This window comes from Terribacillus saccharophilus, assembly GCF_000725365.1.
Taxonomy (GTDB): domain Bacteria; phylum Bacillota; class Bacilli; order Bacillales; family Amphibacillaceae; genus Terribacillus; species Terribacillus saccharophilus.
In genome coordinates this window covers 1,466,014-1,478,452 of the sequence record NZ_CP008876.1, presented here as the reverse complement: position 1 = coordinate 1,478,452, position 12,439 = coordinate 1,466,014, and the positions used below count along the sequence as shown (strand labels likewise).

The window sequence follows — 12,439 nt, the reverse complement described above, 5'->3', positions numbered from 1 at the left end:
TTTTTCCTACTCACACACAATGACCTGCCTCGAAAACAACGCATTCAACCCCTTGTTAGCAACACATCGATCCACTATTGTAAAGCCAGCCTTCAAAATCATCTCGTCCATATCTTCTATAGTAAGAATAACCACTCTGTCGGCAATTCTTCTGGCATGCTTAATAATTGTGTACTGTTCTTCCACTGTCGCACTGGAATAGAGATTGTAAGGCATATCAACAATCGCGATATCGTAGTGACCTTCTTGCTCTGCAATATCTTGAACAACCACTTCTCCATGGTAGTTAAAGTGGGCGATATTTTCTCGGGCACCTTTAACAGCCAGCGGATTGCGATCAGCTCCGTTTATTGCTACACCCATCGAAAGAGCTTCCACAAGTACTGTGCCGATTCCGCAGCAAGGATCTATAATACTAACACCTGCTGGGTCTGGAGCCGCAATATTCACAACAGCTCTTGCTAGACGGGTACTTAGTGCTGTCGAGTATTCCTGAGGTTTTTTAGCATGATGTAGCCATACAGATTCACTATCTAGATAGCTGCCGAAATACCAGCGTCCTTGGAAAGGGATAATGCCAAACAGAACATCAGGGTTCCGCATTTCTGCCTCACCTATAATATTCCATCCAACTTCCTTCTCAATTACTCGCTGGTCCTCAAATTCAATCTTCTGGTTTTTGGGAAGATCATTAATTTTAATATAAACAACCTTGAAGGTTTTGTTATCAAGTTCAATCTGGCTTACTTGTTTAACAATCTCTTCAATAGAGTCCCCGTAATAAAGAATAGAAAGTCTTCCTTTTATAAATGGACTTCTGCTTGGTTCAACCATTCTTGTACTTTTAATAAGGTTGTCTGTTTCTTGTCCAAAAAGCATTCTTTGCTCTAACCTGCAAAGTGATCTTTCTTCCAGACCCATTGTATATACATATAAATATTCATTTATTTCGATACTTCGATTTTCCATACTTTAAGCCTTTCTTTAAGCCCGTATTCTTGTTAAAAAACCATTATACCAAAAGAAAAGGATTCAACTTAAAAAGTATGAGAAATTTTAAAATCCACATAATGAAACTAGAAAAATCTAGGAGCGTAAACAATGGCAAATAGTGAGGAAAGATTGAAGGATATCGAAATATGCATGCATTCCGGCGAAGTCCCGAATAGCTATAATGGTGCAATTATTTCGCCGACATTTAGCAATACTCTATTCGTTTACCCTACCTTTGAAGAATTAGGGAAAGCAGTGTCGAATGAACAAAACTATTTTGTTATACACGGGGAACGAACCCAACAGTACAAATAGCTGAACAGAAATTAGCTGAGCTGGAACGCTGGGAAGCCTGTAAATGCTTCGCTTCTGGAATGGCAGCCATTAGCGCTACATTAGTTAACAGTCTTAAGTGGGGAGATCACGTATTGTGATACTTCTCTTCTATGGATTTACTTCATATATGGAAAAGTTCAATGGATCGCCCTCTGTTATATATTTAACAGACATTGCCGCTATTGAACAAGCATTGCTGCCTACTACAAAAGTAATTTATTTAGAATGCCCTACTGACCATAATTTCAGGCTGGTTGATTTAAAGGCACTTGCCAGCTTGGCCAAAAACAAAGGAATTCGAACGATTATTGACAATACCTGGGCAACACCGCTCTTTCAAAAACCTTTAACACACGGCATTGATATCGTAGTACATTCCACATCGAAGTATTTAGGTGGACACAGCGATTTAATGGGAGGAGTGGTAATATCGAATAAGCAGATTATAAGTAAACTGTTCACCTATGAATTCATTTTATTTGGAGGAATAATGCCTCCTCAAGAAGCTTCCCAGCTATTACGCAGCCTACGAACTTTACCTAAACGCATGGCAAGACATACAGTGAATGCGCTTAAAGTTGCGAAGTTCTTAGAATCTCATTCAGCTGTTGAGGCAGTTCATTATTCTGGACTGCCATATCACCCTGACTATGAACTAGGACAAGGGCAACTAACAGGATACTCTGGATTATTAAGCTTTACGCTTAAGAATGCAAGCTATGGAACGGTGAAAGAGGTTATAAATAAAGCAAGTATTTCAAATTGGTGTATCGTGGGGTTCCTTTGAGAGCTTGATCATGTCTCCTAACTACGGGAATAATGCTGAACAGTTGAAAAAGGAATTTACCAGCCCAGGGCTGATCCGGATATCTAATGGGCAAGGAGATCCGAATGAGCTAATACAGGATTTAAAGCAAGCTTTAGCATGAACAGTAGCAATCGTATTGTAGCTTGTCTATGTAATATCCAGTGATTTTGTGATAAGTTGAATAATAGTATATTATTCAATGTATTCTTTTTATCAGTTAGCATAGCTGTTACTTCAAGTTTTCAATTTCCGTTCATTTCATACATTTGAGAGGGGAACAAACATGAAGCATGTAGCTCTAATCGGAGGTATCGTAGGACTGCTATTTTCAATAATAGCGCAGTTATTTGCTGTCATCGACGATTCGTACACATTCGGTAACATTTGGTTTTTAGGGGTGTTTAGCGGAATCGTTGCTATCGTTTGCTCTTTCCTTGTAAATAAAAGATCATTGCTGGCTGGCTGGTTACTAATACTAACTTCAGCAACCGGATTTTATGCGCTTGCTGGCCTATATTTAATTCCGGGTGCTATGACTTTATTAGCTGGTATTTATACCTTAAGCAGAAGAAATAACAACGGAACAAGTCATTGATAAGAAAGCTTCTCTCTTACAAATTAAGCATAAGGTAAGATGAAAAAAGAGCGTCACCACTCTTCTATCGGCGGACGCTCTCCTTTATTATTGCCTTTCTTCTGGAACCGGCGTGCTAGCTCTGCTTCAACTTCTTGCAGACTGACTCCTTGATTAGCGAGCAAAACAAAGCTGTGATACAGCAAGTCGCTTACTTCGGCAACCAATTCCTCTGGATCATCATTCTTTGCAGCAATAACGACTTCACCAGCTTCTTCAATTACTTTCTTGCCAATTTTATCTACACCCTTGTTATACAAGTAGTTTGTATAGGAATTCTCTACAGGGTGCTTTTTCCGGTCTTCTGCTTCATCCATAACTGTCTTGAATATATTCGCTTTTTCCTCTGTATCACCAGTAATTGGTGTTTCGTTGAAGAAACAGCTCACTTCCCCAGTGTGACACGCTGGTCCTTCTGGTATGACACTGATCAGGATTGTATCATTGTCACAATCCAGCTTCATATCGACAACCTGCTGGGTGTTGCCGGAGGTCGCCCCTTTATTCCAAAGCTCCTCTCGCGAGCGGGAATAGAACCATGTTTCTTTCGTTTCTACTGTTTTCAGATACGCTTCTTCATTCATATAAGCAAGCATGAGTACTTGCTTGGTCTGGCTGTCCTGCACGATCGCAGGGACAAGTCCTTTGCTAAAATCAGGCTTCACGAATACGTACCCCTTCCTGTTGGCAGCTTTGTTTCACTTCTTCGATGCTGAAGGTTTTATCATGGAAAATGGATGCTGCAAGAGCTGCAGATACATCTGTTTCCTGGAATACTTCTGTTATATGTTCAGGGCTGCCGCAGCCTCCTGAAGCAATTACCGGAATGCGAACTTCCTCAACTATTGCTTTCGTCAGCGGCAGATCGTAGCCGGTTTTCACACCGTCAGCATCCATGCTTGTCAGCAATATCTCCCCTGCACCTCTTGCTTCTGCTTCTTTCGCCCATTCTATAGCGTCTATACCAGTATCTTTACGACCGCCATGTGTTACAACGTGCCAGCCGTCATCAAAGCGCTTCGCATCGATGGCAACAACGATACATTGGGAACCGAACTTTTCTGCCCCTTTAGTGATCAGTTCTGGATCGACAACTGCTGCCGAGTTAACAGCTACTTTATCCGCGCCTGCCTGCAGCATGGTCTTCATATCCTCAATCGTCCGAACACCGCCTCCAACAGTGAAAGGCACAAACACATGCAATGCAGTTTGGCGCACAATATCCATCATCGTCGCACGGCCTTCATGTGTTGCCGAAATATCAAGAAAGACAATTTCATCAGCGCCGCTTTTCGAATAAGCCGCAGCCATAACAACAGGATCACCAAGTTCACGCAAAGAGACGAAATTCGTTCCCTTTACGACAGTTCCGTCTTTTACATCCAGACAAGGAATAATTCGTTTTGCGATCATATACTTTCCTCCTTGCTATAAGCCTTCTGACTGCTCTCGAACACACTCTGCAGCAGAAGCTGACCAACTTTTTCACTTTTCTCCGGGTGGAACTGGATACCGCAAATATTCCCATTTTGCACGATTGCAGGAATTTGTGTACCGTATTCCGTGCTTGCAACAATATATTCTTCCGGTGTGTTTGCCTGGTAGCTGTGCACGAAGTAGACATGCTTGCCATTTTGTTCTGTGTAAGTTGGGAAGCTTTCGCTTACTTCAAGTGCATTCCAGCCAATATGAGGAAGCAGATGCTTTGTTTCAATTTTATCAACTGTTCCTGGAATAAGCCCCAGTCCTTCTGTTTCGCCATGTTCAAAGCCCTTCTCAAATAACAGCTGCATGCCGACACAAATACCAATGAACGGCTTACGTGCAGCTAAATCAAGAAGCAGTTCACGTAAGTCACGCTTGTTGATTTCCTCCATCGCTGCTCGAAAAGACCCCACGCCTGGCAGGATAATATGCGTTGCTTGCTCGAATTCTTCTTTCTTATCCGTCAGGATCGTTTCATATCCTAGCTGTTTGCAGGCATTGGCAACGCTCGCGACATTGCCGACGCCGTAATCGACGATTGCGATCATTCAATCATCCCTTTCGTACTATTGACACCTTTGATATCAGGATTCACTTTAATAGCGACAGCCAGTGACTGGCCAAGAGCTTTGAACAAGGACTCCGCTTTGTGATGTGTATTGGATCCATAATGAACCTTTGCGTGCAACGTAATACTAGCGTGTACAGAAAACGCTTGGAAAAATTCGCGTACCAGCTCTGTATCAAAGTTCCCCAGTTTAGGATTTTCGAACTCAGCATCAAAAACAAGGAATGGACGCCCGCTAATATCTAGAGCTACAAAGCCTAATGTTTCATCCATCGGCACAAATGCATTGCCGTAGCGATTGATGCCTTCCTTTGTACCAAGCGCTTCTTTCACCAGCTGCCCGAGCACAATACCGGTATCTTCCACTGTATGGTGACTATCGATATGTAAATCTCCTTTTGCTTCTACAACTAGTCCTATTCTGGCATGACTTGCGAACAGTGTCAGCATGTGATCGAAGAACCCTACTCCTGTATTGATAGAAATGTTACTGTTATCATCCAGATTCACCTGCATATTGATGTCTGTTTCGAATGTTTTACGAGCTTTTTCTGCTGTACGCATTATTGCATCCCCCTGTCTCATTTGAACCGGATATTGATTGATTTACCGTGGCCAATCAGCTGTTCTTCCTCAGTCAGCTGTGTGATAGCCGTTCTAGCATGCTGCAATGCTTCTTTATTGTAATACGTGTATGTCGTTTTCTTAATAAAATCATCCACGCTGAGTCCTGATGAGAATCTTGCTGTGCCGTTTGTCGGCAATACGTGATTAGTTCCGCCGTAATAGTCACCGAGTACTGTAGGAGCATAGGAACCAAGGAAAACTGATCCAGCATGTTTTATCTTTCCTAAAGTCGATAACGAATCAGCTGTCTGGATTTCCAAGTGTTCTGGAGCAAAAGCATTCGAAAGCTCGAAGCTTTCCTCAACAGAATCTGTCAGAACAAGAGCACTATCCCCATGTATTGCAGCGCTTGCTATTGTTTTACGAGGCATATCTTCCAGCTGGCTCTCCAGCTCTTTTTCTACTGATTGAATCAAATCCTCACTGTTTGTTAAAAGGACAACTCTTGCATTTTCATCATGTTCTGCCTGAGCCAGTAAATCTGCTGCGATAAATGCAGGATCAGCAGTTTCGTCTGCGATGACAGCCACTTCGGATGGACCGGCAATCATATCGATACCTACTTGACCAAAGACAAGCATCTTCGCCGCAGCAACATACGCATTACCGGGTCCTACAATTTTATCGACTGGAGCTATGCTATCTGTTCCGTAAGCCAGAGCTCCAATAGCTTGAGCGCCGCCAATCTTATATATCTTATCTACACCGGCGATTTCAGCTGCTGCCACCAAAACAGGTGCGATATCACCGTTGTCTTTCACTGGTGTCACCATGATGATTTCCTTTACACCTGCCAGACGTGCTGGAATGGCATTCATCAGAATTGTCGACGGATATACCGCTGTGCCTCCAGGTACGTAGATACCGATTCGCTCCATCGGCAGGACCAGCTGCCCGAGCTGTTTGCCTTCTTCAGCAGCCATTATACGGGACGGAGTAACTTGCTTTTCATGAAAGATCCGGATATTCGCTGCAGCTTCCTTTAAAGCAGTCAGTGTTTCAGGTGCTACGTTGGCTTTTGCTTCTTGTATCTCGACTTCTGAAACTAGAAGCTGATCTGATGTTGTACCATCGAATTGCTCCGTGTATTTCTGAACAGCCTGATCACCTTCCAGCCGGACATCGTTTAAAATAGCCGATACAGCCTGGAGCACCTTAGGATCAAAACCGCTATCTGCTTTCCTGGTGCAAAACTGTTCCAGAAATTGTTTGCTTGTTAGTTTTTTCATGATTGTGCCACCTCTTCCTGTAAAACAGAAAGGTATGGCTGAAGGATATTACGTTTCATTTTTAAAGATGAACGGTTAGCAATAACTCTGGCCGTGAAGTGCTGGATATCTTCGATCACTTCCAAACCATTTTCTTTTAAGGTTGTGCCAGTTTCGACGATATCGACAATGGCATCAGCCAATCCAAGCAGCGGCGCCAATTCTACTGACCCTTCCAGCTTGATGATATCGACCGACTCGCCTTTTTCTAAGTAATATTGTTTCGTGATATTGGTGTATTTGCTGGCAATTCGTTTCTTCCGGTCCGGCCAAACTTTGTCCTTCTCAGCAGCAACCGCCATTTTACAAGCTCCGAATGGTAGTGGGAAGAGATTGAATACATCAGGCTGGAATTCAGCAATGATGTCTTCTCCTACAATTCCAAGGTCTGCGATACCATGCTGTACATACGTTGTCACGTCCACGCCCTTAGCGAAGAAATAGATTGCTTGATCTGTTTCAACACTTAGTTTACGTCCTTTTTCTACCAATGGAGTACTGTCAACGCCTCGTTCCTCCAAGTATGCGAGAAATTGCTTTTCGACTCGACCTTTAGTTAACGCGATGACTGGTTTCATTTTTCTACCACCTCATATCCTTCTCCGCTCTGAACCACTTTATAAACTCGATCGTAATTTTCGGCTGTTGCTTCTGTCCTGACGTCTACTACCGCATCTGGATATTTATAACGTAACGCTTCAGCTGCTATCAAACCTTTCTCATCTGTCAGCAAACATATGCGTTCTTGTTTCTCTGGTGCTGGCAGTGCAGTCGCTAGTACATCCATATCAAATGCCAAGCCGACAGCGCTCATTTTTCCGCCAAACTGCTCGTACAGCTCGTCATATCTGCCGCCAGAGAAGCATTCTGCGCCACTATCAGCAAGGAAACCTCTAAACATGGCACCATTGTAATATGGAAGCTGCTTTACACGACCCAGGTCGACGATGACATCCTGACCAAGCTCTTCAAGAGCAGCTGCAAGCTGCTGAAGCTCTTGGATTACAGGTAATAATTTAGAGTTATTTTCCCACTCCCCAGCAAATTTATCTAATATAGCTGTTCCGCCAAATGCATCTGCTAATGCAGCGACTGCTTCGGCTGTCTCTTCATTTCCTGTTTCTTTAACAAGACGATATACTTCATCTTTTCGCTTATCGTGCATCGCTTGTCTAATCTGAGAAGCAGCAGCTTCATCAAGTTTTAGCGAAGAAATGAACGTCTCAAAGATTTCCGTATGTCCTAGCTCAATGCTATACTGCTGCAATCCTAGTTCCCGTAGGAAGCGGACCGCCGTAAACAAACTTTCATATTCTCCAAACAGACCTGGGGTCCGGATGATTTCAATGCCAGCCTGATGACTTTCGACACCTGCATGATCCTTTTTGAAAACAGATCCAGCATAAGCCCATTTTTGCTGATTAGACTGCTGATTCGCAAGTGCACGAGCAACAGCAATCGTCCAATCCGGACGCAGTACTTCGATTTCCCCTTCTTCATCAAACCATTTGAGCATCTTTTTAAGCGTCATACCCGCATATGGATTGGTAAATGTTGTGCTATACTCAATAACAGGTGTTTCAATCGCTTGATAATTTCGTAAATTCACGACAGACTGGAATTTTTCATATATGGCAACACGATTGACAAGCTGTCGACCTGTCAAATCACGGCTTCCTGCTGGTAAGAACATCTATAAGCCTCCGATTCTTTCTTTATCATTCTACCACTTTACTTAGATAAAGGATTTCTGTTGATTTGAATGTAACATAATGAGATACTAACGTCAACACATAACGAAAGGAACAAAACTATGCCAGGAGATTTTCACGTACATACCCAGTATTGTCAGCACGGCGCAGACGATAAAATGGAAGCCTATGTATTGCAGGCAATCGAAAAAGGACTCACCCATTTATCATTTACAGAACATGCTCCGCTCCCGGAAAGCTTTACAGATCCCGCTCCACATCGTGACAGCACCATGGATCGGAACAAGGTTGAAGCTTATATAATTGAAGGAAAAACACTGCAAAAAAAGTATAAAAATGATTTGCAAATAAATATCGGCTTTGAAGTTGATTATATCAGAGGCTACGAACAAGAAACACAAACTTTCCTTGATACGTACGGTCCAGAAATGGATGATGGTATTCTTTCTGTTCATATGCTGCAAGCACCGGATAAGTCTTTTTTCTGTATAGATTATAGTGAAGAGGAATTTGGGCGTGCTGCTGATGCATTTGGCGGACTGACACCATTGTACATCGCCTACTATAACAGTCTTACATCTTCGGTAGAAGCTGAACTCGGTCCCTTCAAACCAAAAAGGATTGGTCACATTACGCTCATTCAGAAGTTTCAGCTAGCTTATCCTAAACCAGCTGACTTTTTAGAGGTACAACAGCACCTTCTAGAAATTATTAAGAAAAAAGGATATGAACTTGATGTGAATACAGCTGGTCTGTATAAGCCATTATGTAAGGAGATTTATCCGTCAGCCGAGCTTATAGCATACGCTGAAAAGTTGGATATTCCGCTAGTTCCTGGTTCTGATAGCCATGCTGCTGCGGGAATTGGCAAAGGTTTTGAGCAATTATCTGCTTATTCTCTCCAACTACCGCAGGGCTTACATATGTGAATAAGGGATAGCATCAGGAAAATGCGGATTTACAACGTTAAGCGTAATTCAAAATTTTATCAAGGAATAAAAAGTTAGGAGCAGCGTGTGTGAAAGAAATATATGAGCTTGTTAGTGAAGAACATTTGCAAAAGTATGCTGAGCTTGCGGTACGAATTGGTGTGAATGTGCAAAAAAATCAATTAGTGGTTATTCACAGTGACTTAAAAAATGTAACTTTTGCACGTCTTATCCAAACGGCATCCTATGCAGCGGGGGCATCAAATGTGGTGATGGACTGGACAGACGAACAGTCTACCAAAGCATTTTACTTACATGCCACAGATGATGCAATCGATCACTTTCCCGACTGGCAGCACCCGCTTTAAGGAGTGGGACGATGCGGGTGCTGCCTACATCCATATTATTTCTGAAAACTTCGATGTCTTTAAGGATGTTTCCCCAGAACGGATCAGCCGTTTTCAAAAGTCTTTCCGCACCAAGTTAGAGGATTATTATGCAAAGATTAGGTCCCACGAGGTACGCTGGTGTCTTCTAGCTGCCCCGTCCTTCTCATGGGCCACGAAAGTATTTCCTCACGTAAATAAAGAAGAAGCCGTGAAATCGTTGTGGCAAGCTATATTAAGAGGAGCGCGGGCAGATGGAACAAATCCTATCAAAGACTGGGAAAAACATGATCGAGCCTTCGAGTCCCGGAAAACGTTTCTAAACGCTCGCCAGTTTGACGCCCTGCATTTTACTAATAGCCTAGGAACGGATCTCATCGTCGACATGCCTAACAATCATGTCTTTATCGGCGGAGGGGTGACAGATATCAAGGGAATCAAGTTCTTTCCAAACATTCCCACAGAGGAAGTATTTTCGGCCCCTCATAAAGATAAGGTGAATGACAAACTCGTAGCCACGAAACCGCTTGTTTATGAGGGGAGGGTCATCAGTGATTTTTCCCTCAGTTTTCAAGATGGACGGATTACGGCCTATGATGCAGACACTGGCCTGGAAGCGTTACATCGTCTCATCGAAACAGATGAAGGTTCCCATTATCTAGGGGAAATTGCTTTAGTCTCCAATCATTCTCCTCTAGCTCAGATTGATATGCTTTTTTACAACACCTTGTTTGATGAAAATACGGCCTGCCATATAGGCATCGGCAACGCTTCCCCTTCCAACCTACAACATGGCAGCAAACTATCTGGAAAAACGTTGAAGGAAGCTGGACTGAATACGTCCCTTTTGTTAGTCAATATGGCCTTTGGTAGCGAAGATATGAACGTGGTAGGTATGAAAGAAGGCGAAACTGAAGTTTTATTAATGAAAAACGGTGAGTTTCAATTCTAATAATAAGGATTTAATGGTATCTATTAACGAAGTGATATGAAATAATTCTCTTTAAATAGTACTACGTTTTTTTAATAAGTTTTACCATCCACTCTCTTCTAATTACAAAGCAATCTAAGGGATGGATAAGTTGATAATTTACTATAATAGAAAACATGATCTAAGAAAGCAGGATAAGAGCACTCTTCTATTCTGCCTTTTTTAATTTTTAGCGGAAGGTTTGAAAAGCCCAAATTCTCAATATATAAGTTGAGAATTTGGGCTTTTTTTTACTGCTTTGTGAGATGGTATAAACAGAAAGCAATACGCTAAAGGACAGAAAAGATCTCATCTTAAAACAGGATTTTACAAGCAGAGACATTTTTCTGCTAATTTCATGCGCGTATATAGTGAATGAAGCAGGAGATCAATGAATAAAAATATAATTAAGTAAGGTCATACGAATGCTTTGTAAGTCATTTTAACTCGGTATTGCATCGAGTGCATGGAGTTGTAGTTTAAGAGCCCTTTATAAGAATAGGAGGATATAATGTTCTTCATTTTCTTAATTTACTTATCATTTATTAGCTTAGGATTACCTGATTCTATACTGGGATCTGCATGGCCGCTTATGAACACTGACCTGGGTGTTCCTATAGGGAATGCGGGTATTGCTTCAATTATTATATCTATAGGAACAATAGTATCCAGTCTGTTTTCATATAAGTTAATTAGAATCCTAGGCACTGGTAAGATCGTTATAATAAGTATATCTATGACTGCTATTGCATTGCTTGGATTCTCATTTTCTCCTTCATTTTTATGGCTATTATTATGTGCTATACCATTGGGTCTAGGTGCTGGAGCGGTAGATGCAGCTTTGAATAGGTTTGTTGCTACTCACTATGAAGCAAAACATATGAACTGGTTACATGCTTTCTGGGGAGTTGGAGCCCTGCTCGGTCCTGTTATTTTATCAGTATTGATTTTTTGGGGGAATTCTTGGAGAAGTGGTTATTTCACCATTTCATTACTACAATTTGCATTAGTCTTGCTGCTCCTATTTTCACTTTCAAAGTGGAAAAAATACGAAGATACTGATAGTAATAATATTCAATACACGAAAGAAATCAATTCAGAAAGCAAGATAGGATTGCTGAACTCGTTTAAGAAAAAAGGCTCTACCTTTGGAATGGCATCATTTTTCTTGATAGCATCTACAGAAGCTTGCATAATGCTTTGGGGTTCTAGTTACTTAGTCAAAATAGAAGATATTCCACCCGAAAATGCTGCTGGCTGGATCTCCTTATACTTTGTTGGTATGACAGCTGGTCGTATGTTAAGTGGATTTCTGTCAATCCGCATTAACAATGAATCTTTGATTCAGCTAGGTTGTTCTATGACTGCTTTCGGTTTATTGATTATGTTACTTCCATTACCAATCATTTTTACACTTCTATCGTTTATAATTATAGGGATGGGTCTGGCACCAATTTATCCTTCCATGTTACATCAAACTCCCGTTTATTTTGGTAAACATAAATCCCAAGCAGCAATGGGAATACAAATGGCGTTTGCTTACACAGGTGCTACTTTAGTGGCACCATTATTAGGACAGTCGCTGTCGAATATTTCCTTTTTGATATTCCCTTACTTTCTTCTAGTATGCGTAGCTGGAATAATGTTCTGTCGGTTGATACTAATTCGAGCAAGTAAGGTTAGTGTTGAGCCTGAACGATTAAGTCAATAATCCGTTTTAAAC

General features: G+C 41.7%; 15 protein-coding genes and 1 pseudogene. 8 read left to right on the top strand and 8 right to left on the bottom strand.

The features are described from left to right. Positions 1 to 6 precede the first annotated feature (6 nt). Positions 7 to 969: a TRM11 family SAM-dependent methyltransferase gene (locus GZ22_RS07465; RefSeq protein WP_038560666.1), complete on the bottom strand. Its 963-nt coding sequence runs from the start codon at positions 967 to 969 to the stop codon at positions 7 to 9. A gap of 132 nt (positions 970 to 1,101) precedes the next feature. Between GZ22_RS07465 and GZ22_RS07460 the strand changes: the two genes are divergently transcribed. The 4 genes and pseudogenes from GZ22_RS07460 (at position 1,102) to GZ22_RS07450 (ending at position 2,732) form a co-directional block, all read left to right on the top strand. Further along, entirely contained in the window at positions 1,102 to 1,308 is a 207-nt protein-coding gene (locus GZ22_RS07460) for a hypothetical protein (RefSeq protein ID WP_038560663.1), read from the top strand. Further along, positions 1,305 to 1,427, top strand: a complete 123-nt coding sequence (locus GZ22_RS19105; RefSeq protein WP_084160812.1) for a PLP-dependent transferase — start codon at positions 1,305 to 1,307, stop codon at positions 1,425 to 1,427. Before GZ22_RS07460 ends, GZ22_RS19105 begins: the two co-directional genes overlap by 4 nt. Before the next feature lie 29 nt (positions 1,428 to 1,456). Next, positions 1,457 to 2,258, top strand: a pseudogene (locus tag GZ22_RS07455) (trans-sulfuration enzyme family protein). A gap of 162 nt (positions 2,259 to 2,420) precedes the next feature. After that, positions 2,421 to 2,732 carry a hypothetical protein gene (locus tag GZ22_RS07450; RefSeq protein WP_038560659.1) on the top strand — a complete coding sequence of 104 codons (312 nt, stop codon included), beginning with the start codon at positions 2,421 to 2,423 and terminating at the stop codon, positions 2,730 to 2,732. Between the two features lie 53 nt (positions 2,733 to 2,785). Here the strand turns inward: GZ22_RS07450 and hisIE are convergent, their stop codons facing one another. The 7 genes from hisIE to GZ22_RS07415 are packed head-to-tail and all read right to left on the bottom strand — an operon-like array spanning position 2,786 to position 8,412. After that, complete coding sequence (gene hisIE, locus GZ22_RS07445; RefSeq protein WP_038560656.1) at positions 2,786 to 3,436, bottom strand: bifunctional phosphoribosyl-AMP cyclohydrolase/phosphoribosyl-ATP diphosphatase HisIE; 651 nt, start codon at positions 3,434 to 3,436, stop codon at positions 2,786 to 2,788. Further along, entirely contained in the window at positions 3,426 to 4,184 is a 759-nt protein-coding gene (gene hisF / locus GZ22_RS07440; RefSeq protein ID WP_038560653.1) for an imidazole glycerol phosphate synthase subunit HisF, read from the bottom strand. The genes hisIE and hisF overlap by 11 nt, the downstream gene beginning before the upstream one ends. Next, positions 4,181 to 4,804: an imidazole glycerol phosphate synthase subunit HisH gene (gene hisH / locus GZ22_RS07435; protein WP_038560650.1), complete on the bottom strand. Its 624-nt coding sequence runs from the start codon at positions 4,802 to 4,804 to the stop codon at positions 4,181 to 4,183. Before hisH ends, hisF begins: the two co-directional genes overlap by 4 nt. Continuing rightward, positions 4,801 to 5,388: an imidazoleglycerol-phosphate dehydratase HisB gene (gene hisB, locus GZ22_RS07430; RefSeq protein ID WP_038560647.1), complete on the bottom strand. Its 588-nt coding sequence runs from the start codon at positions 5,386 to 5,388 to the stop codon at positions 4,801 to 4,803. The genes hisH and hisB overlap by 4 nt, the downstream gene beginning before the upstream one ends. Before the next feature lie 17 nt (positions 5,389 to 5,405). After that, a complete protein-coding gene (gene hisD / locus GZ22_RS07425) occupies positions 5,406 to 6,683 on the bottom strand; it encodes a histidinol dehydrogenase (RefSeq protein WP_425427804.1) in 1,278 nt (425 codons plus the stop codon). After that, complete coding sequence (gene hisG, locus GZ22_RS07420) at positions 6,677 to 7,297, bottom strand: ATP phosphoribosyltransferase (protein ID WP_038560643.1); 621 nt, start codon at positions 7,295 to 7,297, stop codon at positions 6,677 to 6,679. The genes hisD and hisG overlap by 7 nt, the downstream gene beginning before the upstream one ends. Next, a complete protein-coding gene (locus GZ22_RS07415; protein WP_038560641.1) occupies positions 7,294 to 8,412 on the bottom strand; it encodes an ATP phosphoribosyltransferase regulatory subunit in 1,119 nt (372 codons plus the stop codon). Before GZ22_RS07415 ends, hisG begins: the two co-directional genes overlap by 4 nt. A 120-nt stretch (positions 8,413 to 8,532) precedes the next feature. On the opposite strand from GZ22_RS07415, the gene hisJ reads away from it, so the two are divergent. The 4 genes from hisJ to GZ22_RS07400 all read left to right on the top strand — a co-directional run bounded on the left by hisJ (position 8,533) and on the right by GZ22_RS07400 (position 12,427). Further along, complete coding sequence (gene hisJ, locus GZ22_RS07410; protein ID WP_038560639.1) at positions 8,533 to 9,360, top strand: histidinol-phosphatase HisJ; 828 nt, start codon at positions 8,533 to 8,535, stop codon at positions 9,358 to 9,360. Positions 9,361 to 9,449: 89 nt separating this feature from the next. Beyond that, complete coding sequence (locus tag GZ22_RS19145) at positions 9,450 to 9,728, top strand: aminopeptidase (protein ID WP_245609705.1); 279 nt, start codon at positions 9,450 to 9,452, stop codon at positions 9,726 to 9,728. After that, entirely contained in the window at positions 9,676 to 10,698 is a 1,023-nt protein-coding gene (locus GZ22_RS07405; RefSeq protein WP_245609704.1) for an aminopeptidase, read from the top strand. Before GZ22_RS19145 ends, GZ22_RS07405 begins: the two co-directional genes overlap by 53 nt. Before the next feature lie 529 nt (positions 10,699 to 11,227). After that, positions 11,228 to 12,427, top strand: coding sequence for an MFS transporter (locus GZ22_RS07400; protein ID WP_038560637.1), 1,200 nt, complete (start codon positions 11,228 to 11,230; stop codon positions 12,425 to 12,427). Positions 12,428 to 12,439: the final 12 nt, after the last annotated feature.